The organism is Variovorax sp. R-27 (genome assembly GCF_049913215.1).
Taxonomy (GTDB): domain Bacteria; phylum Pseudomonadota; class Gammaproteobacteria; order Burkholderiales; family Burkholderiaceae_C; genus Variovorax.
This window is the reverse complement of record NZ_CP183984.1, coordinates 3,371,631-3,396,181: the sequence shown is the minus strand read 5'-3', so window position 1 is coordinate 3,396,181 and position 24,551 is coordinate 3,371,631. Positions and strand designations below refer to the sequence as shown.

Genomic DNA, 24,551 nt, shown 5'->3' with positions numbered 1-24,551 from the left:
CAACGGTCGAAAGAAAACTTCGACCGATTCTGCGCAGTGCCACTGCTTTTCCAAAGACGGATTCCAAGTTACCTGATGCGGTTCGCGAATCGCGATCCCGGGGTTCAGGCGAAATCGGTCGATGGCTTCTCCCAGAGATTGACGCCGCCTTCCACCGCGTACTTGTCGATCTCGGCCAGCTCCTCTGTGCTCAACGGCGCATGCGACAGCGCCGCAACGTTGTCGACGATCTGCTCGGGCCGGCTCGCACCGATCAGCGCGGAGCTGACGCGCGGGTCGCGCAGCGTCCACGTCAGCGCGAGCTGCGCCAGCGTCTGGCCGCGGCGCTTGGCGATCTCGTTGAGCGCGCGGGCACGCTCCACATTGGCTTCGGACAGGTGCTCCTGCTTGAGCGAGCCGCCGCCGGGCCGGTTGATGCGCGCATCGGCCGGAATGCCCTTCAGATACTTGTCGGTCAGCAGACCCTGCGCGAGCGGCGTGAAAGCGATGACGCCGGCGCCCAGTTCATCAGTCGCGTTCAGCAGGTCTTTCTCGATCCAGCGGTTGAACAGGTTGTAGGCCGGCTGATGGATCAAGAGCGGCACCTTCCACTCGCGCAGCAGCGCGGCGATCTCGCGCGTCTTGCCGGCCGAGTAAGACGAAATGCCGATGTACAGCGCCTTGCCCTGCTGCACGGCCTGGGCCAGCGCGGAGGCGGTTTCTTCCAGCGGCGTGTGCGGGTCGAAGCGGTGCGAATAGAAGATGTCTACGTATTCCACGCCCAGCCGCTGCAGGCTCTGGTCGAGGCTCGCGAGCACGTATTTGCGCGAACCGCCGCCCTGTCCGTACGGACCCGGCCACATGTCCCAGCCGGCCTTGCTCGAAATGATGAGTTCGTCGCGGTACGGCTTGAAGTCTTCGCGCAGCAGCCGGCCGAAGTTGGTTTCCGCGCTGCCGTACGGCGGGCCGTAGTTGTTGGCCAGGTCGAAGTGGTTGATGCCCAGGTCGAAGGCCGTGCGCAGCAGTTGGCGCTGCGTGGCAATGGAGGTGGTGTCCCCGAAGTTGTGCCAGAGCCCGAGCGAGATGGCGGGCAGCACGAGCCCGCTGCGCCCGACGCGGCGGTAGGGAATGGCGTCGTAGCGCTTGGAGTCGGCGTGGTAGGTCATGGGAGTGTCTTGTCTTGACGGTGGATGGAGAAAAGGAAAAGAGCCGTCGAGGATGCCCCCGCAGGCACTGCGCGGCAAGCATTTCCACGCCGCTGTCGCGCTTATCCGTCGCCGCATATGCATAGGCGGTTTTCTTCGTTGGCGCAGCGCGGGGCGCTTTCTAGCATCGGCGCTCCGCCAACTCCCAGACCGCTCCCCTGCCGGAGCGCGCCGTCATGCCCATCGAAGCCCCTTCCCTCCCTTCGCGCCGCCTTGCGCTCAAGACTTTCGCCTCGCTGACCGCGGCCGGGGGCCTCGGTGGCCTGTTGCTGGCGGGTTGCTCGCGCGACGAAGGCAAGACCGCATCGGCCGGCGGCGCTCCGGCCGTGGTGAAGAAGGTCGGCGAGAAGGTTACGTTCAAGTATCCGAACAACCCCTCGTTCGACCTGATCTACCTGGCCGACGAGCTCGGCTACTTCGAGGGCACGAACACGCGCCCCGAGTACGTGGGCAAGATCGCCGCGCCGCAGATCATTCCGCTGGTGGGCACGGGCGAGATCGACTTCGGCAGCCGCATGGTGCCGCTGGTGATCTCGGCCATTGCCTCGGGCGCCGACCTCAAGGTGGTGGCGGCAGGCGGCAAGACGCTGCAGGAAGCGCCGCACATGAAGTACTTTGTACGCAAGGACTCGGGCATCCGCGAACCGAAGGACCTCGAAGGCAAGACCATCGGCTTCAACAGCTTCGGCGCCTGCGCCGAGTTCGTCACCAAGAAGTACCTGCGCCAGCACGGCGTGGACGTGAACAAGATCAACTTCGTCGTCATTCCCGACGAGCAGGCCGAGCAGACGCTGGTAACGCGCAACACCGACCTGGCGATCATCCACGCGCCCTTCTCGGGCCGCGCCGACAACGCCGAGCAGCTGGTGCGGCTGTGGAGCGACTTCGACCTCGACGGCGGCCTCGGCGGCATGGCGCCGTACAGCGCGCACGGCCAGTTCATCCGCCAGCACCCCGAGGCGGTGCGCGACGTGGTCGTTGCGCTGGCCAAGGCCGGCAACTGGGTCAACGCCAACACCGAGGAAGCCCGCAAGCTGGTGGCCAAGCGCATCAACATGGACCTGAAGAATGTCGACCGCTATGCCTACGTCGACGACCTGGTGGTGACCGAGCCACCGATCCAGTACTACATCGACATCCTGCAGTCCGAAGGCAAGCTCGCCGCCGGCAAGGTGGCGGTGAAGGACGTGTACACGAACGAATTCAACCCCTTCGTCAACAAGATCGCCACGAAGGCCTGAGCACGCGCCGATGACCATCAAGATCTCTGCCCGCGATGTGCGGATGGACTACGCAGCTCGCGGCGCGAGCGAGCGCGTGCGTGTGCTCGAAGGCTTCGACCTCGACGTGCGCGAGGGTGAATTCCTCTCGGTGCTCGGCCCGTCGGGCTGCGGCAAGTCGACCTTTCTCGGCATCCTGGCCGGGCTGACCGAGCGCACCGGCGGGCGCATCGCCATCAACGGCCAGCCGCTCGCGGGCATCAATCGCAACCAGGGTGTGGTGTTCCAGGGCTATGCGCTGTTTCCTTGGCTCTCGGTGCTCGACAACATCGCTGTCGGGCTCGAGATACGTGGCGTCGGCAAGGCCGAGCGTCGTCGCACCGCGCACGAATATCTCGAACTGGTCGGGCTGCATGGCTTTGCTGACCGATACCCGCACGAGATTTCTGGTGGCATGAAACAGCGTGTGGCCATTGCGCGCTCGCTCGCCTACAAGCCCGACGTGCTGCTGATGGACGAGCCCTTCGCCGCGCTCGATGCGCAGACGCGCGAGATTCTCCAGGGCGAGCTGCTGCGCATCTGGGAGCAGTACCGCAAGACCATCGTGTTCATCACGCACAGCCTGGAAGAAGCGGTGTACCTGTCGGACCGCGTGGCGGTGATGACGCAGCGGCCCGGCCGCATCAAGGACATCATCGACATTCCGCTTGCACGGCCGCGCTCGGCGGAGCTTCGTCACTCGGCCGAGTTCGCCGCGCTGCGCCAGCGTGCGTGGGAAGTGCTGAAGGACGAAGTGCAGATCGGCCTGCGGCCCAGGTCGCTCGAAGGGGTCGTGTCATGAGCGCCGTGCTCGACGCGCCTGCAGCTCGCCGGCCGGGCAGCTTCTTCAAGAAGTTCGCTCGTGGCCTCGGCCGGGTGGCCGAACGCGGCATCGGCATCGTGATCTTCCTGGCGCTGTGGGAGGCCCTGCCGCGCCTTGGCATCGTGAGCGATGCCTACCTGAGCCCGCCTTCCGCCGTGATCGCGAGCATCGCCCAGCTCGTCGACACCGGCCAGCTCTGGAAGCACATGGCAGCGAGCCTGCAGCGCTCGCTGTGGGGACTGGCGCTCGCGAGCTTCTCCGGCGTGGTGCTGGGCCTGCTGATCGGCAGTTCAAGGCGGCTGGCGGCCATCGTCGATCCGGTGCTGCAGCTCTTTCGCCAGACTTCTGCCTTCGCGCTGTTTCCGGTGTTCATCCTGTTCCTGGGCATCGGCGAGCTGTCGAAGGTGGCGATCATCTTTTGGGCTTCGTTCTGGCCCGTGCTGCTGAGCACGGTGAGCGGCGTGAAGCAGGTCGACCGGCTGCTCGTGAACTCGGCGCTGTCGATGGGCGCGTCGCAGCGCTTCATCTTCTTCAAGGTGGTGCTGCCGGCGTCGCTGCCGTCGATCTTCACCGGCGTGCGGCTGGCGGGGGCGTACAGCATCACAGCGCTGGTGGCGGCCGAGATGATCGGCGCGCATTCGGGGCTGGGCTTTCTCACGCTGAATTCTCAGGAGACCTTCCAGATACCGACCATGTATGCGGGCATCCTGCTGCTGGCGGTGCTGGGGCTGGTGCTCAACTACCTGCTTGCGCTGCTGGAGCGGCGGTTGCTGCGCTGGCGGAGGGGGTTGAGTCTCGATGAGTGACGCTGCTTCCCCGTCAGCTTCGCGCCCCCGCCGGCTCGCGCTGGCAGGCGCCTCGCTCGTCGCGGCAGCCGCGCTGGCGGGCCTGGGCGCATCCTGGGCTTCGGGGAGCCGCCTGAGCGAACTGCCCAAGGGGCCTGTGCTGGCCAGGGCCATCGAGCGCGGCACGCTGATCGTCGGCGTACGCCGCTATCCGCGCCCCGCCCCTCCCGAAGCACCCACGCCGCCGGAACCCGATGGTTTCGACGCCGCATTGGCGCGCGAGCTGGCCCGCTCGTTGGGCGTGACGCTGGAACTGGTAGGGCTGGACGCCGCCGCGCAGGACGCGGCGCTGCGCGATGGCCGTGTCGACCTGCTGATCGCAGGAGTGCCGTCTGCCGCCGCGCCGAAAGGCATCGACGCTGCACCCGGCAGCTACGACACAGGCAGCGGCCTGGTGGTCGCGCTGCGCAAGGGTCGCGTGCAGGATGCGCAGGCGCTACGCGGTGCGCCGGTCTGCGTGGGCGAAGGCTCGGGCTATGCCGGTGCAGTGTCTCTGCGCTATGGGGCTGAGCCGCGCAGCTATCCCTCTTCCGTACATGCCGTGTCGGCCTTCATGGCGGGCGAATGCGCTGCGCTGGCCGAAGACACCGAAGTGCTGGAACGCCTGTTGAAGAACGACGAATGGCGCTTCTACAAGCCTCTGGCAAGCGGCCTACGCCCGCCATCGGACGCCGCCATCCGCCTGCCGCAAGGCGACGCCGCTTCGCGCGACTACCTGGCCGCCGCGCTGCGCCAATGGCGCGCGGACGGCACGCTGGCACAGGCGCGCGGCGCGCGCGCGGGCAACCTGCAGTTCGAGATCACGCTGCTCAAGGACGGGTTCGTCTGTCATTCCTGAGTGGGCGGCGGTTCGGGGCCGGACTACTTCGGCGCCGGCTTCCCCGCCCCCACTGCATGGCTCTCCAGCCCTTCCTTGGGCAGCAGCAACGCCAGCGCGATCACACCCAGGCTCACGACCAGCATCGCCACGAAGGTGAGATGCAGTGAGCCACCCAGTGCCAGACGGATGCTCGCATCCCCCGCGACGGAGCCGTGCACGCCCTGCAGCAGCAGGCGCAACTGGTCGTCGGTGAACATCATCGTGCCGTCGCCGCGCGTCAGCCCGAAATTGAAGACCGCACCGAAGAAGGCTGCACCCAGCGCACTGCCGAGGTTGCGCGAGAACACGTTCGATGCGGTGGCAACGCCGCGTTGCGAAAGCTCCACGCCCTCCTGGATCAGGATCAGCGAGCTCAGGCTCATCACGCCCATGCCGAGGCCGATGATGAAAGAGCCCACGGCGGGCAGCACCGGCGAGCTGCCTGCGCCCAGCAAGGCGAAGGTCGATGTGCCCAGCGGAATCAGCGCCGCACCGGCCACCACCATGCGCCAAAGCCCGATGCGGTGGAAGGTGCGCGAGGTCAGCGTCGCGCCGATGGGCCAGCCGAGCATCACCATCGTGAGCGTGAGGCCGGCCGTGACCGACGAACGCTCGAGCACCACCTGCACGTACATCGGCAAAAAGGTCGTGATGCCGATCAGCACCATGCCGGCGAGCATGGCCGCGCCGTTCACGGTGGCGATCATCCGCGCGCCCCAGAGGCGCAGCGACACCATGGGGTCGGCCGCGCGACGCTCCTGTGCGATGAACAGCGCGAGCGTGACGACGAACAACCCGGCCCACGCGAGCGCCACGCCTGAATTGCCGACGCCGAACTCGGTCAGCGCAATCATCAGCGCCGCAATGCCGATGGTGAACAGCACCGCGCCCACCATGTCGATGGACGAGCGCCGCACCGTGGGCGCCTCGTGCAAGAAGAACCAGAAGCCCGCCGCCGCGGCCAGGCCGATGGGTACGTTGACCCAGAAGATCCAGGCCCACGACAGCTTCTGCACGATCAGCGCCCCGATGATCGGCCCGACCACTGCAGACACGGCCCACACGCTCGCGAGCCAGCCCTGCACCTTGCCGCGCTCGCGCACCGGATAGAGGTCGCCCACGATGGTGAGCGACACGGGCTGGATGGCGCCCGCGCCAATGCCCTGTATCAGCCGGAAGCAGATCATGGCCGGCATCGACCACGAGAAGCCCGCCAGCACCGAGCCGATGACGAAGACGGCGATGCCCACGAACATGATGGGCTTGCGGCCGTACAGGTCGGAGAGCTTGCCGAACACCACCGTCATCGCGGTCTGTGCGAGCAGGAAGGAGGCGAACACCCAGCTGTAGAGATGCAGGCCGCCCAGCTCGGAGGCGATCTGCGGCATCACGGTGGAGACGATGGTGGCTTCGATGGCCACCATCGCCATGGAGGCCATGATGGAGGCGATGACCAGCGGGCGGTTTGTTGTTCTGTTGGGGGAGGTCATGAGCCGTGCATGCTATAGACGGCACGAGTCCCTGTCCGCTGCTCGGGCTCTCGGTGCCGTTCGTTGGCTACAGTCCGGTGCAGCCGGCCGGCGTCATCCGGGCGCCCGGCGCTTCAGAAAGCTGCGAATGGATGAACTCAATGGCGTCGTCGACGACCTGATCGCACTCGTGCTGGTGGTGGAAGCCGGCGGGTTCAACGCTGCGAGCACGCGCCACAACATTCCCGTGTCCCGGTTGAGCCGCCGCATCGCGGGCCTCGAAAAGCGCCTTGGCGTGAGCCTGCTGGTGCGCAGCTCCCGGCGCTTCAAGGTGACGGAAATCGGCGAACGCCTGTACCAGCACGGCCTGGCGATTCGCGCCGAGACCCGCAACGCGCTCGCCGTGGCGCAGGACACGCTCAACGAGCCGTCGGGCCATCTGCGGGTGTCGTGCCCCGTTGCCATGGCCACGGGCCTGGTCGGGCGGCTGTGCGTGGAGTTCGTCAAGCGGCACCCGAAGGTGACGCTGACGCTGGACTCCACCGACGGGCGCCCTTCCCCTTGGAGCGAGGCGGCCGACCTGCTGATTCGCCCGAGCATCGACACGCTGCCCGATTCGAGCATGGTGTCGCGCAAGCTCGGCGATTTTCCGTACCTGCTGGCAGCCGCGCCGGCGCTGTTCGAATCGCTGGGCGAGCCGGCCACGCCGCAAGCGCTTGCCGCGCTGGACGACTGCCCCGCCATCGGCTGGACCTTCGGCCCGCATCCCTCGCGCTGGCTGCTGCGCGGGCCCGGCGATGCCGAGGTCGAGCTGAACGTGCATCCACGTTTCACCAGCGACAGCCTGCTGCAGATCCACCAGGCGGCGCTCGCGGGCATCGGCATCGCGCGGCTGCCGGTCAGCCTGTGTGCCAAAGACCTGGAACAGGGCCGCCTGCGCGTGGTGGCGCCGGGGTGGGCGCCGCCGACCATCTCGATCCACGCGCTGTATCCCTCGCGCCGCGACCTCACGCTGGCGGGGCGGCAGTTTCTGGCGATGCTGGTGGAGGCCACCGAGCCCTATTCGAAAACGGTGAGATAGCGTCGTTTCGAAACTGCATATTCAGAAAGCTGCGTTGCATTAGCCCGGGTGTCATCGCACGGTCATCGCTCCTAGCATCGGCCGCAAGTCGGGTCCGCTGTGGAACCGGCCACCCGAGGACGACGATGGCGCATCACGAGAAGAAGAGTTCTTTCCCGATCTGGCCCGAAAGCCGGCGGCGGTTCATCCAGGCGACCGGCGCGTTGATCGCGCTGCCGCTGGCCGGTTGCGGCGGCGGCGGTGGCGGCTTCCCGACACCTTTTGCCGGCAACGGCACAGGCACCGGACAACAGGCCGCTGCGCCGGTCACCGACACCACCTCGGGGCGGTTCAAGGGACAGGTCAGCGGCAGCGTTGCGTCGTACCTCGGCATTCCGTATGCCCAGGCGCCTGTCGGCGCGCTGCGCTTCCAGTCGCCGAAACCGTTCAAGCCCGCGTCCGACGTGGTGAACGCCGACAAGTTCGGCGCTGCCAGCCTGCAGACGCTGCCGCCGTACGTCACGTGGATCTACCCCGTACCGGCGCAGCAGAGCGAAGACTGCCTGACGGTCAACGTGTGGGCGCCTGCCGATGCCGCCAGGGCGCCGGTGATCGTGTGGCTGCACGGCGGCGCCTGGCGCACCGGCGCCACCAGCATGCCGCTGATGAACGGCGCAGCGCTCGCGGCACTCGGCGTGGTGGTGGTCACGGTCAACTTCCGGCTGGGTGCGCTGGGTGGCCTTTCGCACCCGGACCTTGTCGATGCCGACACCGGCAGCGTCGCCAACTGGCAGCTGCAGGACCAGATGGCCGCGCTGCAATGGGTGCACCAGAACGCCGCCGCCTTCGGGGGTGACCCGGACAACATCTGCCTGATGGGGCAATCGGCCGGCGGCACCAGCGCAGCGGTCATTGCGCAGAACCCCGTCTCCCGGAAGTTCCTGCGCAAGGTCGTGCTGTTGAGCCCCGGCAGCAACGCGGCACCGAACAGCTTCAGCCTGAAGGACGCGGCGGCATACACCGAGCTGCTGGCCGCCCGCCTGAACACTACGCCGCGGGGCCTGCGCGACGTGCCGGCCGCCACGCTCCATGCGGCGGAGATAGCGCTCAACGCGCAGCCGTTGCCAGCCACCATCACGACCGGGCGCAGTTCGAAGTTCGTTCCGGTCGTGGATGCGCAGTTCTGCCTCGCGGACTGGACGCGTGCCGCATGGCCGGCCGACCTGCCCGTGATCATCACGACCACGCTGACCGAAGGCAGCTTCTTCGTCGACCTGATCGACCCCGCCACCGGCAAGGCGCTGACGGCGCCCCTGCCGCAAAACGACACGCAGCTGCTGGCATACATCACATCGCTGACCAACTCGGCCACGGTGAGCAGCCAGGTGCTTGCAAGCTACCGCCAGGCCGCGGCCGACGAGGGGCGGCCGACGGGCGCCGGCGACCTGATGGTGGAGATTTATGGCGACTACGCCATTCGCGTTCATTCGGTGCACTACGCCGGCAGGCTCGCCAGCGAAGGCAAGGAAGTGCGCTTCGGCACCTACGCGCACGCTCTCAAGGCGCCGGGACACGGCGTGCCGCACTGCGCCGACCTGCCATTGCTCTTCGGCACCTACGGGCTGGACTACTACAAGGACAAGGTCGGCAACGGCACCGCGGAAGCGCAGCTGTCGGCAAGCATGGCAGCGGCGCTGGTGTCTTTCGCGCGTGAGCCTCAGGCCACGGCATTCGGCGCCGGCACAGCGTGGCCGCGCTACACGGGCCCCTTGGCGAATGCGGTGCGCATGGGCGAAGGCAGCAGCGGGGATGTGGTCGTCGGCACGGTGCCGAAGATGGCGCAACTCGCCATCTGGGACGATCTTCTGGGCTACTGAAGCGGCTCAGGCTCGCGGCCCTCGGGCCGCACGCCGCCGCAACCATCAGTCAGCCCGCATTCAACGCCGAAGTGCCGTCGTAGATGTAGCGGCGCGACCAGGGCAGCGTCTTCGCCGACCTGCCCGCCTTGCGCCCGACGATCTGGTAGATGGCCACGTCGTCGTTCTCGAAGGCATAGGCGCAGCCCGCGAGGTAGATACGCCAGATGCGGAACTTCTCCTCGTCGACGAACGCGTGCGCCTTCTCGCTATTGGCTTCGTAGGCATCGCTCCAGCAGCGCAGCGTTTGCGCGTAGTGGCGGCGCAGGTTCTCCACGTCGAATGCTTCGAGACCGCCCTGCTGCATGGCCTGCAGCGCCAGGCTGATGTGCGGCAGTTCGCCGTTGGGGAACACGTAGCGGTCGATGAAGTCGCCGCCGCCGTAAGACACGCCACCGCCCTCGGGGTCGGACGAGGTGATGCCGTGGTTCATTACCACGCCGTCGTCGGCCAGCAGCTCCTGCACGCGCTTGAAGTACGCGGGCAGGTTCTTGCGGCCCACGTGCTCGAACATGCCGACGCTGGTGATGCGGTCGAACTGACCGGTCACGTCGCGGTAGTCCTGCAGGCGGATCTCGATGCGGTCCTGCAGGCCGGCGGCCTTCACGCGTTCGGTCGCCAGGTCGAACTGGTTCTGCGACAGCGTCACGCCCACGCAGCGCGCGCCGAACTTCTGCGCCGCGCGAATCACCAGCGCGCCCCAGCCGCAGCCGACGTCGAGCAGGGTCTGGCCCGGCTTCAGTTCGATCTTGGTGAGGATGTGGTCGATCTTCTTCAGCTGCGCGGTGGCGAGGTCTTCGTCGCCGTTCTCGAAGTAGGCGCACGAATAGACCATGTTCGGGTCGAGCCACAGCCGGTAGAAGTCGTTGGAAACGTCGTAGTGGTACTCGATGGACTTCTTGTCCGACGACCTGGTGTGCGCGAAGTAGCGCGCCATGTGCCGCAGTGCGCCGCCGGGCTTGTCCATCGATGTCTTGGCCAGCCCGTAGGCAATGTCGATGACGTCGCTGAGCTTGCCTTCGATGTCGATCTTGCTCTTGACGTAGGCCTCGCCCAGGTTGTCGAGCGTGGGCTGCAGCATCAGCGACAGCGCCGCGGGCGACTTCACGTGCAGCGTGACCGAAGGCCCGCTGAAGGTGCCGAAGTCATAAGACTGGCCGTCCCATAAGGTGAGCCGCGCAGGCAGGTTGGCGCGTGCACGAACGGCGGCGCTCCACTGCGCCAGCTTCTTTTCCCAAAGCATGCATTTCTCCGTGTTGTTTGGTTCTCCCGATCACATGAACGGGCTGCTGCAGCGAACAAAACAATAGCGAAATTTTGCAAAACCTGCATGGTCGGGACGACGCAAGAAATTGCAGCAAGTGCTACAAGGCGGCCGACCCACCGCAAGCGAACGCTCAGGCTGCTTCCATCGACTCCGCGCCCATCGCGTCGTTGCCCGCCTCGCCGAGCCAGCGGCGCTTGTCGCGCAGCGGCGGCGCGCCGAACATGCGGCCGTACTCGCGCGCGAACTGCGACGGGCTTTCGTAGCCCACGTTGTGCGCGGCGCTCGCCACGTCGGCGCCGGCAATCAGCATCTGGCGGCGCGCCTCCTGCAGGCGCAGCTGCTTCTGGTACTGCAGCGGGCTCATCGCGGTAACGGCCTTGAAGTGATGGTGGAACGACGACACGCTCATGTGCACCGCCCGCGCCATGTCTTCCACCCGCAGCGACTGCGCGTAGTTGACGCGCAGCGCGCTGATGGCCTTGGCAATGCGCTGGGTGTGGCTGTCCTGCAGCGCGATCTGCCGCAGCCGCGCGCCTTCGCCGTTCACCAGCAGGCGGTACATGATCTCGCGCTTGATGAGCGGCGCCATGATCGGCACGTCTTCCGGCGTGTCGAGCAGTCGCAGCAGGCGCAGCACCGGCTCAAGCACCGGCATGGCGATGCGGTTGACGTACATGCCGCGCGAGGCCGGGGCGTTGGCCTTGGCCGGCAGCTTCTCGTCACCGATGAGGTCGCCGATTTCATCGAGGGCCAGCTCCAGCCGCACGCCGAGGTACGGCTCCTTCTCGCTCGTCACGCACACCTGGCCGCACACCGGCAGGTCGACCGAGGTGACGAGGTAGTGCATGGGGTCGTACACGTAGATGTCGTCGCCCACGATGATCCGCTTGGAGCCTTGTGCAATGAGGCCCAGCGCCGGCGACGCAAAGCCGTGCTTGGGGCCTTCGGGCTTGCTGATGCAGAACACCTGCAGGCCGGGCACGGCGGTGATGACGGTGCCGTCCTGCCCCTGGGTGATGTGCTCGATCAGCGCCACCAGTTCCTTGCGGGCTTCGTCGAGTTCGGGTTCCAGCGGCATCGGCTGTGCGATGACGGCGGCGATTTCGGGTGTTTCGTCGGACATGTTCGGGGCCTTGTCGCGGTGGGAGGCCAGGGAATGGCCACCATGGAGGATTGAGCGGTTTTGTAGCTTAGCGCGCCTCCCTTGGATTCGCACCTGCCGGCGGGGAGGTCTGGAGAATCAGGCAAATACTTTGCAGGAACGCGCTCGCCACGCCGGGGGCGGCAGCCGGATACTTTTTGCAGTCGCCCGGGCTTTCCGGCCCTTTCGGCCTCCCTCGGGCGCCTCCACCGCAAAGGATTCCTCCATGCAATACCGCAAATTCGGCCGCACCGGCCTCTTCGTTTCCGAGCTGTGCCTCGGCACCATGACTTTCGGCGGCTCCTCCGGCATCTGGGGCCAGATCGGCAACCTGCAGCAGTCCGAGGCCGAAGGGCTGATTGGCAAGGCCATGGACGCCGGCATCAACTTCATCGACACGGCGGACGTGTACTCCGACGGCCAGTCAGAAATCATCACCGGCCAGGCACTGAAGAACCTCAAGGCGCCGCGCGACAGCTTCGTGCTGGCCACCAAGGTGCTGGGCGAAACCGGCAGCAAGGGCGTCAACTCGGCCGGCGCCTCGCGTTTTCACATCATGGATGGCGTGAAGGCCAGCCTGCAGCGCCTGCAGCTCGACCACATCGACCTGTACCAGATCCATGGTTTCGACCCGGCCACGCCCATCGAGGAAACCGTGCACGCGCTGGACAACCTCGTGCGCCAGGGCCACGTGCGCTACGTGGGCGTGTCGAACTGGGCGGCCTGGCAGATCGCGAAGGCGCTGGGCATCGCCGAGCGCGACCGGCTGGCGCGCTTCGAATCGCTGCAGGCCTACTACACCATCGCCGGGCGCGACCTGGAGCGCGAGCTGGCGCCGATGCTGCGTAGCGAGAACGTCGGGCTGATGGTCTGGAGCCCGCTTGCGGGCGGCCTGCTGAGCGGCAAGTTCGGCCGCAACACCGAAGCGGAAAAAGGCAGCCGCCGCACCACCTTCGATTTTCCGCCGGTGAACGTCGAGCGCGCCTACGACTGCATCGACGTGATGCGCCAGCTGGCCGAGGCGCGCAAGGTGTCGGTCGCGCAGATCGCGCTGGCCTGGCTGCTGCACCAGCAGGTGGTGACCAGCGTGATCATCGGCGCCAAGCGCGCCGAGCAGCTGGACGACAACATCGCCGCCACGGCCATCAAGCTCACGGCCGATGAACTCGCCACGCTGGACAAGGTGAGCGCGCTGCCGGCCGAGTACCCGGGCTGGATGCTGGAACGCCAGGGCGGCGTGCGCGGCAAGCGGCTGGTGGAATCAAACCAGCGCGGCTGAGAACGTCTCCGACGACGCAGCGCGACGCGCGGCATGCGCCGCCGTCGCACGCAGTGCGCGCAGGTCGATGTGGCGGGCCGCGCTGGCCGCATCGGGGTGTTCGAGGTGCGGCACGATGCCGAGCAAGGGCGCACCGAGACGCGCGCGCAGCGTCTGCAGATTGGCCTGCGGCGCGAGCATCGATGGATCGACCATGCTCGCCACCCAGCCCGCCAGCACAAGGCCTCGCGCGCGAATCGCCTCGGCGCTCAGCAGCGCATGGTTGAGGCAGCCCAGCCGAAGGCCGACCACGAGGATCACAGGCAGGCCCAGTGCCACGGCGAGGTCGGCGCTGTCGAGGTCGTCGCCGAACGGCACGCAGAAGCCGCCCACGCCTTCGACCACCACCGCATCGGCACGCGCCGACAGTTCCGCGAAGGCCGAGAGCATCGGCTGCAGCGCGATGTGCACGCCCTCTTCCCTGGCCGCCAGGTGCGGCGACATCGGCGCACGCAGCAGGTACGGGCAGCGCAGCGCCAGCGGCGCATCGACGTTGCCGGCCGCGTGCAGCTGCTCCACGTCTTCGTTGCGCCATTCGCCATTCATGTCTTCCAGCCCCGCGGCCACCGGCTTCATGCCGACCGCGCGCAGGCCCGAGCCGGCCAGCAGGCTCAGCATGGCGCTGCTGACCAGCGTCTTGCCGATGCCCGTGTCGGTGCCGGTCACGAACCAGGCCCGGCGCGTCATGCGGCTTCCTTCAAAGGCTGCGCGAGGGCTTCGCCCAATGCATCGACCAGCCGCGCGACATCGGCTTCGCTGTGGCTGGCCGACAGCGCGATGCGCAACCGCGCCGTGCCGGCGGGCACGGTCGGCGGGCGGATCGCGCCCACACGCAGGCCGCGCGCATCGAGCTGTGCCATGACTCGCATCGCGCGTGCGTTGTCGCCGACGATCAGCGGCTGGATCGCGGTGGGTGACTCCGGCAGCCACGCGCTTCTATCTGCTGGCAGCACTTCCTTCAGGCCGCGACGCAACTGCGCGATACGGGCCTGCAGCCGCGCACGGCGTTCCGCGCCCTCCTCGCCCTCGATCAGCGTCAGGCTCGCGAGCAGCGCATGCGCGACGGCCGGCGGCGCGGCGGTGGTAAAGATGTAGGGCCGCGCACGTTGCACAAGGTAGTCGATGACGGTACGGTGCGCCGCTACGAAAGCGCCCGACACGCCAGCCGCCTTGCCCAGCGTGCCCACCAGCACCAGTCGCTCAGAGCGCAGGCCCATCGCTTCGAGCACGCCGCGCCCTATGGCGCCCAGCACGCCGAAGCCGTGCGCGTCGTCGATCACCAGCCAGGCGTCGTGCCGCTCGGCGAGTGCGAGCAGTTCGGCCACCGGCGCGATGTGGCCATCCATGCTGAACACCGCATCGCTCACGATGAGCTTGACCGGCGCATCGCAAGCCGCGAGTTGCGCGTCGAGCGCGGCCACGTCGCAATGTGGATAGCGCTCGACGCGCGCTTTGGCCAGCCTCGCACCGTCGATCAGCGAGGCATGGTTGAGCGACTCCGAGAAGATGACGGCCTCCGCTCCGCCGAGCGCGGACAGCACCGCGAGGTTGGCCATGTAGCCGGTGCAGAAGAACAGGCTCTGCGCCTCGGGAATGAAAGGCGCCATCCAGCCGGCCAGCCGCTCTTCGAGCAGTGCGTGGGCACGCGAGTGGCCAAGGATCAGGTGCGAACCGCCGCTGCCGGTGCCATACAGCGCAGCGCCTTCGGCCCATGCCTTCGCCAATGTGGGATGCGCGGCGAGGCCGAGATAGTCGTTGCTGCTGAAGCCGAGCATGGTGCGCGGAGCAGTGGCGCCGGCCAGCGTCAGGGTCTGTTCGGGTGCGCAGGCGGTTTCGGCGATCTGCCGGCGGCGGCGCAGAGACTGCGCGTCGAGCGCGTGGATCTCGCCCTGCAGGCGGTCAAGCAAGCGCGACATCGCGGGCTCCTTCCTTTGAACTCGTGGCCATGACGGCTTTCAGCGTGGCCAGCGTGCCGTCGACCAGCTGGTCGATCTCGCCATCGTTGATCGCATACGGCGGCATGAGGTAAACGGTGTTGCCGATAGGCCGCATCAGCAGCCCCTGCGCACGCGCCGCCATGTGGAAGCGCTCGGCAAAGCGCGCGCCGGGCTCGCGCACGTCGAAGGCCGTGATCATTCCCCGCTGCCGCAGGTGATCGACCGGCTGGCCCTCGAGCCCGTCGTGCAGTCGCGGCAGCAGCCGCGCCGCCCGGCTGCGGTTGCGCTGCAGCGCGTCTTCGCTCTTGAACAGGTCCAGGGTGGCCACCGCCGCGCGGCAGGCCAGCGCGTTGCCGGTGTACGAATGCGAATGCAGAAAGCTGCGCGCCACGTCGTCGTCGACAAAGCCTTCGTAGATGGCGTCACGCGTCATCACCAACGCCAGCGGCAGGTAGCCACCGCTGATGCCCTTCGAGAGGCACAGGAAGTCAGGCCAGATACCGGCCTGCTCGCACGCGAAGAAGCTGCCGGTGCGGCCGCAGCCCACCGCTATCTCGTCGGCGATGAGGTGAACTTGGTAGTGGTTGCACAAGGCGCGCACGAGCCGCAGGTATTCAGGGTCGTGCATCGCCATGCCGGTGGCGCATTGCACCAGCGGCTCGACGATCACGGCGGCGATGGTGTCGTGCTGTTCGGCCAGCAGAGCTTCGAGTTCGGCTGCGGCGCGGCGGGCGACGGCGGCCGCGTCTTCGCCCGGCTTGGCGTTGCGTGCATCAGGTGAAGCAACGAGGTGCGCATTCGCGAGCAAGGGGGCGTAGGCGTCGCGGAACACCGGCACGTCGGTCACGTGCAGGGCGCCGAGCGTTTCGCCGTGGTAGCCCTGCTTCAGCGCGACGAAGCGCTGCTTGCCGCCACGGCCCGCATTGCGCCAGGCGTGGAAGCTCATCTTCAGCGCGATCTCCACCGCAGAAGCGCCATCGGAGGCATAGAAGCAATGGCCCAGCGCGTGCCCCGTCAGCGCGGACAGGCGCTCGGCCAGTTCCACAGCCGGGGCATGCGTGCAGCCCGCGAGCATCACGTGCGACAGCTTGTCGAGCTGGTCTTTCAGCGCGGCATTGAGCGCGGGGTGTGCGTGGCCGAAAAGGTTGACCCACCACGAGCTGGTGGCGTCGAGGTAGCGGCGGTCTTCATGGTCGAAAAGCCAGACCCCCTCGCCTCGCGCGATGGGCAACGGCGGCATCGCTTCGAGGCGAATGCTCTGCGTGCACGGATGCCAGACATGGCGCCGGCTGCGTTGCTGCAAAGCGGCATTGGGAGATGAGGAAGAAGCAGTCGTAGAAGGCACCCGCGCATTCCTTTCGTGAGGGCAAGGCGCGGGATCGTATCGATGGGTTCACCGTGCGGCAAACCGCTGGACGGCTTGCGAAATGACGGACGAATCAGCGACGTTTGCAGGCGTAGAAGCCGCGTTCGGAGCAACGTCGCAGAACAAGCCGGCTTCTCGCGCCCGGGCCGCCATGGCGGGAAAACGCAAGTTGTCCGGCTGCCGCCAGAAACATGTCACGAATGTCCGGTTTTAGCGACTTCACGGCCTGAGACCCGGATATCGGACAGCATATTGGCGGGTTTCAGCGGTCCGGACTCTTCTTCACCAGCGCGGAGATGTACTCACCCAATGAAATCGCGCCGCGCTCCGGCTTGTCGGGCGGTTCGTAGTGCTGGTCCAGCGTGACGCGCGTCATGGCCGCGTACGACCTGGCGGCAGCGTCGGAAAAGCCCAGCGACTTGAACGCCTGCTCCCACTGCTCGCGCGGCGTCTCGACCACCTCCACCGGTCGCCCCAGCGCTTGCGAGAAAGCCCTCGCCACGTCGCCCGCCGAATAGTGCTCCGGCCCCTCGACGTGATGCGGCCCCGAGGACTCGGGCGGGCCCAGCATCAGCCTGGCGGCGAACTGCCCGAGATCGTGCGGCGCCACCATCGGCAACCTGAAGTCGGCGGGGTACATGCTGTACACCTTGCCTTCCTCACGCGCGGTCTTCAGCGAAGCGTCCCAGTTGCTCATGTAGTACGCGGCGCGAATGGCGCTGAACGGCGTCGGGCCGGCGCGCAACGCCTGCTCCATGTCGTACAGCACGCCCAGGTCGCCCAGGCCCTCACCGGGCTGCGCGCCGTAGGTCGACTCGGCGACTATCTTCTCGAGCCTGCAGCCTTCGAGCGCCGAGAGAATGGCGCGCAGGCTCCTGTGCTCTTCGGCCACCGTGTCGGTCGAGGGCGCTGCCGGCGGGTTCAACACGAATAACCGATGGCCGCCCTTGAACACACGGTGCAGCGCATGCGTGTCGAACACGTCGACCACGGCCACGTGCGCGCCCTTGGTTCGCAGGGCTTCGGCCTTGTGCGCATCGCGCGTCACCACTGTCACCGGCTCGCTGCGCGCGAGCAGGTCTTGCGCCAGGGCCGAGCCGACGTGGCCCGTCGCTCCCAGAATGATGTGCATCGTCGGCTCCGTGTCAGCCGCGCTTTTCGGCGTTGCGCCTGCGCGTGGCGGCGGCCTTCATCGCGGAAGCCGAGCGTGCGGCCGCTGGGCGATGCGCGGCGGCAGCGCCACCCATGCGCCCACCCTTGCGTGCCGGCGCATGGTTCTCGGCCTTGCCGCGCCCGGAGCCCGACTTCTTGCCGCCGCCGGTCTCGGCATTCACCGTGGCCCAGGCGCGGCGCTCGGCTTCGGCCTTGCCCACGCCGCGGTGTTCGTAGCCTTCCTCGATGTGCTCGGCCTGTCGCTTCTGCTTGTCCGTGTAGGACGACTTGTCGCCTCTTGGCATGGCATTGCTCCTGCTCGATGAGAAGCCTCCATGCTGGGCGCGCGAGGCGCGCCGTGGGTCGGAAGACGCGCGGGCTGCGCGTCAGCCTTGTCTGTCGTGCGTGTCAGGAGCCCGGCTTCATGCGGCGCAGGTGCGCCAGCATCTCTTCTCGGACCACGCCGGTGATGTGGCTGCGCCGCCCGTTCTCCAGCATGCCCAGCCGCCGCGCGATCGGCCGGCCGGGCAGCTGCAACACGCATAGCGCGGGGTCGCTTTCCCAGTCGAAATTTTTCAGCAGCGGCGCCATGGTGAAGCCCACGTTCTTGCGCACGAGCTCCGCAATGGCCAGCAGCGAGTTGAGCTCCAGGAACTCTTTCGGCACCAGCTGCAGCCGCCGCAGGATGCGGTCGATGCGCGCGCCGGTCGGTGTGCGCCGGTCGAAGCGAATGAAAGGCTGGCTGGCGAACAGGCTCGCAATGCTCGTGTCGGGCGCGGCGATGCCCGAGTTGGCGATGACGGTGAGCGTCTCGTCGTAGCACGGCGTCCACAGCAGGCCCGGCACCTCGGGCCATTGCCGCTCGACGACCACGGCCGCGTCGAGCTCGCCGCTCACCACGTCCTGCATCAGCTGAGTCTGCTCGCGCACGCGCAGTTCGACTTCGAGGTTCGGATGCAGCGACTTGAGCTGCGCCAGCGTGCTCGACAGCAAGCCCATGGCCGAGATCAGCGAGCCGAGCTTGATGGTGCCGGCGATCTGCCGCTGGTCTTGCAGGTCGCGCCGCATCGATTCGTATTGCGCCAGCAGCTCTTCGGCGCGCGGCAGCAGCAGATGGCCTGCGGGGCTCAGCACCATGGTGCGGCCGGTCTTGTCGAACAGCGTCTTCTTCATTTCCGCTTCGAGCGCGCGCATCTGCTGGCCCACGGCGGCCTGCGTCAGCGCGACCTGGTCGGCAGCCGCGGCAAAGGAGCCGCCACGGGCGGCGGCCACGAAGGTGCGAAGAAAGCGGATGCTGCTCATGGCGTGTTGCGTGCCGCGGCGAAAGGAAAAGAATTTATTTACTAATTCTAAATAATTTTTAAATTTATTTTTTCCTGTACCTGCCAAAGAATGCGGGCCATGGTCATTGCCCTAGCGCCTTCAAGCGGCAGGCCGATGACAGGAACACCCCAGCCCCTTTCACCTCATGACCACCCCTGAATACTTTCCCCTCGTCGATGTTTCCGGCACGCCGCATGCGCGCGGCCTGCAGCACGGCCGCGCCGTGCCCGAGCGCGTGGCCGGCGGCGTGGCGCTCTACCGCGCCCAACTCGGCCGCCGCGGCCTGGACGACGCCACCATCCGCCACCTGGCGCATTCGATGCTGCCGCTGATCGAGGCCTACGACGCGAGCTATCTCGAGGAGATGCGCGGCATCGCCGAAGGCGCGGGCGTGCCGCTCGAAGACATCGTGATGCTCAACTGCCGCACCGAGATGCTCTTCGGCTATGCCGACATGAAGCGCCCCGCCGAAGCTTCTGTCGACGCGGCCCCCTCCGAAGACGGCGACTGCACCGGCCTCGTCGTGCTGCCCGCGCGCTCGGCCACCGGCCGCCTGATGCACGCCCACAACTGGGACTGGCGCCAGGAATGCGTGGACACCGGCATCGTGCTGCGCATCCGCAATGCAGGTGGCCCCGACATGCTCACCTTCACCGAAGCCGGCGCGCTGGCCCGGCACGGCTTCAACAGCAACGGCGTGTCGCTCACCGGTAATTCGCTGACCTGCCATGAAGACTTCCAGAAAGGCGCCGGCGTGCCGCTGGTGCTGCTGCGCCGACGTGTACTGGAGGCCACCAACCTCGCGCAGGCAATGAAGACCATCTGGGCCTCGAAGCGCTACTGCGCCAACAACATGATCCTGGCGCAGTCCACCGGCAACGATGGCTCGGGCATCAGCCTGGAGACCTCGCCCGGCGAAATCTTCTGGACGCTGCCCGAAAACGACCTGCTCGTGCATGCCAACCACTGGATGTCGCCCTCGGCCGTCATCAAGCTGCGCGACCCGGGCCTGCCGCAGCGCCCTGACAGCATCTACCGCCAGCACCGCGTGGAGAACGCCCTGTGCCGCGTGGAGGGCCGCATCGACTGGACCGACGTGAAGGCCGCGCTCGCCGACGAATTCGGCAAGCCCGACGGCGTGCTGCGCACCCCGAAGCCGGCCGACTTCAGCAGCATCTCGGCCACCGTCGCCACCACGCTCATGGACGCGGCCAACCGCGTGATGTGGGTCGCGCGCAAGCCTTACGAGGCCCGCAATTTCCAGGAATACACGCTTTGATCGCCCCGCTCCCATGACCCAGAACACTTCCACCGAAGCCCCCACGGCGCTGGCCGACCAGCGCGCCCGCTCCATCTACGACCTGGGCCCCAGCACCATCTACGCCTCGCGCAGCGACCCGCGCTTTTCTTACTGCACCTACGTGCCCGAGCACATCGGCAAGCCCGGCGCGCGGCCGATGCAGCTGGTGGTGGTGATGCACGGCACCGGCCGCGGCTTCGTCAACTACCGCGAGGCCTTCAGCGGCTTCGCCAAGTGGAACGACTGCATCGTGCTGTGCCCGCTGTTCCCGGCCGGCGTGCGCGGCGACGGCAATCGCGACGGCTTCAAGCACCTGATCGAGGCCGACATCCACTACGACCGCATCCTGCTCGACATGGTGGCCGAGGTGGGCGAGAAGTTCGGCTGCGACTTCAGCCAGTTCGCGCTCTTCGGCTACTCGGGCGGCGGCCAGTTCGCCAATCGCTTCGCAATGCTGCACCCCGAGCGGCTGTGGGCCGTGTCCATCGGCGCGCCCGGCTCGGTCACGCTGATCGACCCCGAGCAAGGCTGGTGGGTGGGCACGAAAGATTTTGCCGGCCGCTTCGGCAAGCCGATGAACCTCGAAGCCCTGCGCCGCGTGCCGGTCCACATGATCGCCGGCAAGGCCGACATCGAGACCTGGGAGATCACGCACCGCGAAGGGGGCAAGTACTACATGCCCGGCGCCAACGATGCCGGCCGCACCCGGCCCGAGCGGCTGGAAACGCTGCGCCGCTCCTTCGAGGCGGCGGGTGTGAAGGTCACTTTCGACCTGCTCGACAACGTGCCGCACAACGGCCTGGCCTGCGTGGGCCACGTGCAGGACTTCTTCGCCGACGCACTGCATGCGCTGCGCGAGCCGCGCGCCGCATAACAAGGAAGACGGCCCATGTTCCGTTTCGCAGCGTCCCGCATCGCCATGGCGATACCCACACTTCTCATCGTGGCGGTGTCGGTGTTCGTGCTGATACGGCTGATTCCCGGGGACCCCGCGCAGTTGCTGCTGGGCGACCTCGCCACGCCGGCCAGCCTGGCCGAGCTGCGTGCCCGCCTCGGGCTCGACCGCTCGCTGCCGGCGCAGTTCGGCATCTGGTTCGGCCACGTGCTGCAGGGCGACTTGGGCACCTCGATCAACAGCGGGCAGGACGTGCTCTCGCTGGTGACCGACCGCTTTCTCATCAGCGGCCGCATCGTGCTGGTGGCCGTGGCGCTGGCCGCAATGGTGGCGGTGCCCGCCGGCATGATCGCCGCGTGGAAACAGAACCGCGCGCCCGACCTGCTGCTGGTCGGCACGGCCACGCTGCTGGTCTCCATTCCGACCTTCTGGCTGGGCCTGCTGTTGCTGCTGCTGTTCGGCCTGAAGCTGGGCTGGCTGCCGGTGGTGGGCTACGTGGGCATCGCCGAAGACTGGAAGAACGGCCTGCTCTACCTGGTGCTGCCGGTGCTCACGCTGTTCCTGCACGAGATCGGCGTGCTGATGCGCATGGCGCGCGCCAGCACGCTCGAAGTGCTGCGGCTGGACTACATCACGCATGCGCGCGCCAAGGGCCTGTCGGAGCGCGCGGTGTTGATGCGTCATGCCTTCAAGAACGCCTTCGGGCCTACGTGGACGCTCATCGGCCTGGTGCTGGGCAACCTGCTCGGCGGCATCGCGGTGGTGGAAACAGTGTTCACCATTCCCGGGCTGGGCCGGCTGCTGGTCGATGCGATCTTCGCGCGCGACTACCCGGTGATACAGGGCTGCCTGCTGTTCGTGGCGGTTATCTACGTGGTGGTGAACCTCGTCATCGACCTTTGCTACCCCTTCTTCGACCCGAGAGTCGCCGTCGAATGAGCACGATGAAACGCAAGAAGCGCATTCCCCTCAACGCCTTGATCGGCATCGTCATCGTCGGTTTGATCGCGGCCGCGGCGCTCGTCAGCCTCGTGTGGACGCCGCACGATCCGCTGCGCATCAACTTCGGCTCGCGCCTGAAGCTGCCGGGCGGCGCCTTCCTGCTGGGCACCGACGAATTCGGCCGCGACGAGCTCTCCCGCCTCATGGCCGGCGCCGCCACCAGCGTGTGGATTGCAGTGCTGACTGTCGGCTTCTCGATCGTGGTGGGCAGCATCGTCGGCGTGCTGACGGGCTTCCTGCGTGGCTGGACCGACCGCATCGTGATGGCCTTCAACAACGCACTGCTGGCCTTCCCCGGCCTGCTGCTGGCGCTGGGCCTGCTCGCGGTGGTGGGCGCGAACCAGTACGGCATCATCCTGGCGCTCGGGCTGGCCTACACGCCATCGGTGACGCGCATCGTGCGCGGCACGGTGCTGTCGCTGCGCGAAAAGGAATTCATCGAATCCTCGCGCGTGCTGGGCAACTCCGAGCTCTACACCATGGTGCGCCACGTGCTGCCCAACTGCACCGCGCCGCTGACGGTGCTGGCCACTTCGATGTTCGGCTGGGTCATATTGGCCGAGAGCGCGCTATCGTTCCTTGGCCTCGGCGTGCCGCCGCCGGCGCCCACCTGGGGCAACATGCTCGCCTCGGCCCGCCCGTTCATGGCGCAGGCCAGCTACCTCTCGATTCTTCCGGGCCTGTGCATCGCACTGACGCTGCTGGGCATCAACCTGCTGGGCGACGCGGTGCGCGACTGGCTCGATCCGCGCATGAAGGGCGTGCAATGACGACCACAACAAACGGCCCGCTGGTCAGCGTGGAAGGGCTGACGCTCGCCGTCGGCATGGGCGGGCGCGAGATCGTGCGCAACGTGTCCTTCGACATCGCCCCGGGCGAGATGGTCGGCATCGTGGGCGAATCGGGCAGCGGCAAGACTCAGGCAGCGCGCGCCATCATGGGCCTCACGCCTCCGCCGCTGGTGCGCACGGCCGGGCGCATCCTGTTCGAGGGCGAAGACCTGGCGCTGGCCAAGCCGGCGCGGCTGCGCGAGCTGCGCGGCGCGCGCGTGGGCATGGTGTTCCAGGAGCCGATGACTTCGCTGAACCCGTCGATGACTATCGGCAAGCAGCTCGGAGAGGCGCTGGCGCTGCACCGACGCGAGCTGCCTGCGGCCGCGCGACAGGCGCGCATCCTCGACATGCTGGCGCGCGTCGGCATCCGCGACCCCAAGGGCGCCCTCGATGCATGGCCGCACGAGTTCTCGGGCGGCATGCGCCAGCGGATGATGCTGGCCTCGGTGATGCTGCTGGAGCCCGCGCTGCTGATCGCCGACGAGCCGACCACCGCGCTCGACGCCGTGGTGCAGCGCGACGTGCTGGAACTCATGGTGGGCCTCACGCGCGAACACAACACGGCCGTGCTGATGATCAGCCACGACCTGCCGATGGTGGCGCGCTTCACGCAACGCATGGTCGTGATGCGGCACGGCGAGGTGAAGGAAACCGGCCGCACCGACGACATGCTCGAACAGCCGAAGCACGAATACACGCGCGAGCTGCTGCAGGCCATGCCGCGCCGCCTGCCCGCGCGGCAGGTGGCCGACGAGGCTCCGGTCGTCGAGGTGCGCAACCTGGTGGTCGACTACGCAGGCCACCGCCGCCTGTTCACCAAGGCTGTACCCAAGCGCGCGCTGCACGGCATCGACCTGGTGGTGCGCCCGCGCGAGGTGGTCGCGGTGGTCGGCGGCTCGGGCTCGGGCAAGACCACGCTGGGCCGCACCATCGCCGGGCTGCTCAAGCCCAGCGGTGGCGACATCCTGTTCCGCGGCCGGCCCATCCTGCGTTCCGATGCGGGGTGGTCCGACTACCGGCTGCAGTGCCAGATGGTGTTCCAGGACCCGTATGCCTCGCTCGATCCGCGCATGACCATCGACCAGCTGGTGGGCGAAGGCCTGCGGCTCATCAAGGGCATGTCAGCGGCCGACAAGGCGCGCCGCGTGCAGGAGGTGCTAGACGAGGTCGGGCTCGGCGCGTCCTTCGCGTCGCGGTATGCGCACGAGCTGTCGGGCGGCCAGCGCCAGCGCGTGGCGATCGCGCGCGCCATCGTGCGCCGGCCGGCTTTCGTGATTGCCGACGAACCGGTGTCGGCACTCGACGTGACGGTGCGCGCGCACGTGCTGGAGCTGTTCGCCGAGCTGCAGAAGCGCCACGGCTTCTCGTGTCTTTTCATCAGCCACGACCTCGGCGTGGTCGAGCAGGTTGCCGACCGCGTGATCGTGATGCAGGACGGCCGCATCGTCGAACAAGGCCCGCGCGATGCAGTGTTCGACGCGCCGCAGCAGGACTACACGCGCAAGCTGCTGTCGGCCATTCCAGCGCTGGAGCCGACCGCCGGCGGCGGTGTGCGGCTGCGCTGGCGCTTCGGCGCCGAAACGCCGGCCTTCGCCTGATTTT

22 protein-coding genes are annotated in these 24,551 nt (G+C 67.5%); 12 read left to right on the top strand and 10 right to left on the bottom strand.

Translation table 11 applies throughout. The annotated features are described in order from the left end of the window. Positions 1–104: 104 nt before the first annotated feature. Complete coding sequence (gene mgrA / locus ACN9MV_RS15850; protein WP_426393062.1) at positions 105–1,145, bottom strand: L-glyceraldehyde 3-phosphate reductase; 1,041 nt, start codon at positions 1,143–1,145, stop codon at positions 105–107. 215 nt (positions 1,146–1,360) lie between these two features. Between mgrA and ACN9MV_RS15845 the strand changes: the two genes are divergently transcribed. From ACN9MV_RS15845 to ACN9MV_RS15830, 4 genes are read left to right on the top strand one after another with little or no spacing between them, the layout of a single operon-like run. After that, complete coding sequence (locus ACN9MV_RS15845; protein ID WP_426393061.1) at positions 1,361–2,425, top strand: ABC transporter substrate-binding protein; 1,065 nt, start codon at positions 1,361–1,363, stop codon at positions 2,423–2,425. Positions 2,426–2,435: 10 nt separating this feature from the next. Further along, positions 2,436–3,245 carry an ABC transporter ATP-binding protein gene (locus ACN9MV_RS15840; RefSeq protein WP_093054897.1) on the top strand — a complete coding sequence of 270 codons (810 nt, stop codon included), beginning with the start codon at positions 2,436–2,438 and terminating at the stop codon, positions 3,243–3,245. After that, positions 3,242–4,072 (top strand): ABC transporter permease, encoded by an 831-nt coding sequence (locus tag ACN9MV_RS15835; RefSeq protein ID WP_426393060.1) that lies wholly within the window; start codon positions 3,242–3,244, stop codon positions 4,070–4,072. The genes ACN9MV_RS15840 and ACN9MV_RS15835 overlap by 4 nt, the downstream gene beginning before the upstream one ends. After that, on the top strand, positions 4,065–4,949 hold the full coding sequence (locus tag ACN9MV_RS15830; RefSeq protein WP_426393058.1) for a substrate-binding periplasmic protein: 885 nt from the start codon (positions 4,065–4,067) through the stop codon (positions 4,947–4,949). Before ACN9MV_RS15835 ends, ACN9MV_RS15830 begins: the two co-directional genes overlap by 8 nt. A 23-nt stretch (positions 4,950–4,972) precedes the next feature. Here the strand turns inward: ACN9MV_RS15830 and ACN9MV_RS15825 are convergent, their stop codons facing one another. Continuing rightward, positions 4,973–6,460, bottom strand: coding sequence for an MFS transporter (locus ACN9MV_RS15825; RefSeq protein ID WP_426393056.1), 1,488 nt, complete (start codon positions 6,458–6,460; stop codon positions 4,973–4,975). 127 nt (positions 6,461–6,587) lie between these two features. On the opposite strand from ACN9MV_RS15825, the gene ACN9MV_RS15820 reads away from it, so the two are divergent. Together ACN9MV_RS15820 and ACN9MV_RS15815 are read left to right on the top strand one after the other, a co-directional pair. Then, a complete protein-coding gene (locus ACN9MV_RS15820) occupies positions 6,588–7,520 on the top strand; it encodes a LysR substrate-binding domain-containing protein (RefSeq protein ID WP_307614145.1) in 933 nt (310 codons plus the stop codon). A 125-nt stretch (positions 7,521–7,645) separates the two neighbouring features. Beyond that, positions 7,646–9,376, top strand: a complete 1,731-nt coding sequence (locus tag ACN9MV_RS15815) for a carboxylesterase/lipase family protein (protein WP_426393055.1) — start codon at positions 7,646–7,648, stop codon at positions 9,374–9,376. A 49-nt stretch (positions 9,377–9,425) separates the two neighbouring features. On the opposite strand, the gene ACN9MV_RS15810 is transcribed toward ACN9MV_RS15815, so the two are convergent. Together ACN9MV_RS15810 and ACN9MV_RS15805 are read right to left on the bottom strand one after the other, a co-directional pair. Next, on the bottom strand, positions 9,426–10,658 hold the full coding sequence (locus ACN9MV_RS15810; RefSeq protein ID WP_426393054.1) for a class I SAM-dependent methyltransferase: 1,233 nt from the start codon (positions 10,656–10,658) through the stop codon (positions 9,426–9,428). Positions 10,659–10,812: 154 nt separating this feature from the next. Further along, the gene (locus ACN9MV_RS15805) at positions 10,813–11,805 is read right to left on the bottom strand and encodes an AraC family transcriptional regulator (RefSeq protein WP_093054883.1); all 993 of its coding nucleotides are present in this window, start codon (positions 11,803–11,805) and stop codon (positions 10,813–10,815) included. A 244-nt stretch (positions 11,806–12,049) separates the two neighbouring features. Here ACN9MV_RS15805 and ACN9MV_RS15800 point away from each other — a divergent pair, with 244 nt between their 5' ends. Continuing rightward, positions 12,050–13,102, top strand: coding sequence for an aldo/keto reductase (locus tag ACN9MV_RS15800; RefSeq protein WP_093054881.1), 1,053 nt, complete (start codon positions 12,050–12,052; stop codon positions 13,100–13,102). Here the strand turns inward: ACN9MV_RS15800 and bioD are convergent. The 6 genes from bioD to ACN9MV_RS15770 form a co-directional block, all read right to left on the bottom strand. Continuing rightward, the gene (gene bioD, locus ACN9MV_RS15795) at positions 13,085–13,828 is read right to left on the bottom strand and encodes a dethiobiotin synthase (protein ID WP_426393052.1); all 744 of its coding nucleotides are present in this window, start codon (positions 13,826–13,828) and stop codon (positions 13,085–13,087) included. The two genes, ACN9MV_RS15800 and bioD, sit on opposite strands and share 18 nt — an antisense overlap. Beyond that, positions 13,825–15,057, bottom strand: a complete 1,233-nt coding sequence (gene bioF, locus ACN9MV_RS15790; RefSeq protein WP_426393051.1) for an 8-amino-7-oxononanoate synthase — start codon at positions 15,055–15,057, stop codon at positions 13,825–13,827. Before bioF ends, bioD begins: the two co-directional genes overlap by 4 nt. Continuing rightward, positions 15,041–16,423: an adenosylmethionine--8-amino-7-oxononanoate transaminase gene (gene bioA, locus ACN9MV_RS15785; RefSeq protein WP_426393049.1), complete on the bottom strand. Its 1,383-nt coding sequence runs from the start codon at positions 16,421–16,423 to the stop codon at positions 15,041–15,043. Before bioA ends, bioF begins: the two co-directional genes overlap by 17 nt. A 283-nt stretch (positions 16,424–16,706) precedes the next feature. Beyond that, positions 16,707–17,576: an NmrA family NAD(P)-binding protein gene (locus ACN9MV_RS15780; RefSeq protein ID WP_426393048.1), complete on the bottom strand. Its 870-nt coding sequence runs from the start codon at positions 17,574–17,576 to the stop codon at positions 16,707–16,709. Positions 17,577–17,589: 13 nt separating this feature from the next. Next, positions 17,590–17,901, bottom strand: a complete 312-nt coding sequence (locus tag ACN9MV_RS15775) for a plasmid stabilization protein (RefSeq protein ID WP_093074500.1) — start codon at positions 17,899–17,901, stop codon at positions 17,590–17,592. Positions 17,902–18,004: 103 nt separating this feature from the next. Further along, a complete protein-coding gene (locus ACN9MV_RS15770) occupies positions 18,005–18,898 on the bottom strand; it encodes a LysR substrate-binding domain-containing protein (RefSeq protein WP_093054870.1) in 894 nt (297 codons plus the stop codon). A 166-nt stretch (positions 18,899–19,064) separates the two neighbouring features. Here ACN9MV_RS15770 and ACN9MV_RS15765 point away from each other — a divergent pair, with 166 nt between their 5' ends. From ACN9MV_RS15765 to ACN9MV_RS15745, 5 genes are read left to right on the top strand one after another with little or no spacing between them, the layout of a single operon-like run. Continuing rightward, positions 19,065–20,198: a C45 family autoproteolytic acyltransferase/hydolase gene (locus tag ACN9MV_RS15765; RefSeq protein ID WP_426393045.1), complete on the top strand. Its 1,134-nt coding sequence runs from the start codon at positions 19,065–19,067 to the stop codon at positions 20,196–20,198. A 13-nt stretch (positions 20,199–20,211) separates the two neighbouring features. After that, a complete protein-coding gene (locus tag ACN9MV_RS15760) occupies positions 20,212–21,093 on the top strand; it encodes a hydrolase (RefSeq protein ID WP_093054866.1) in 882 nt (293 codons plus the stop codon). A gap of 15 nt (positions 21,094–21,108) precedes the next feature. Beyond that, positions 21,109–22,053, top strand: coding sequence for an ABC transporter permease (locus ACN9MV_RS15755; protein WP_093054864.1), 945 nt, complete (start codon positions 21,109–21,111; stop codon positions 22,051–22,053). Between the two features lie 5 nt (positions 22,054–22,058). After that, on the top strand, positions 22,059–22,886 hold the full coding sequence (locus ACN9MV_RS15750) for an ABC transporter permease (RefSeq protein WP_093054950.1): 828 nt from the start codon (positions 22,059–22,061) through the stop codon (positions 22,884–22,886). Next, positions 22,883–24,547 carry an ABC transporter ATP-binding protein gene (locus tag ACN9MV_RS15745; RefSeq protein WP_426393043.1) on the top strand — a complete coding sequence of 555 codons (1,665 nt, stop codon included), beginning with the start codon at positions 22,883–22,885 and terminating at the stop codon, positions 24,545–24,547. The genes ACN9MV_RS15750 and ACN9MV_RS15745 overlap by 4 nt, the downstream gene beginning before the upstream one ends. Positions 24,548–24,551 lie beyond the last annotated feature (4 nt).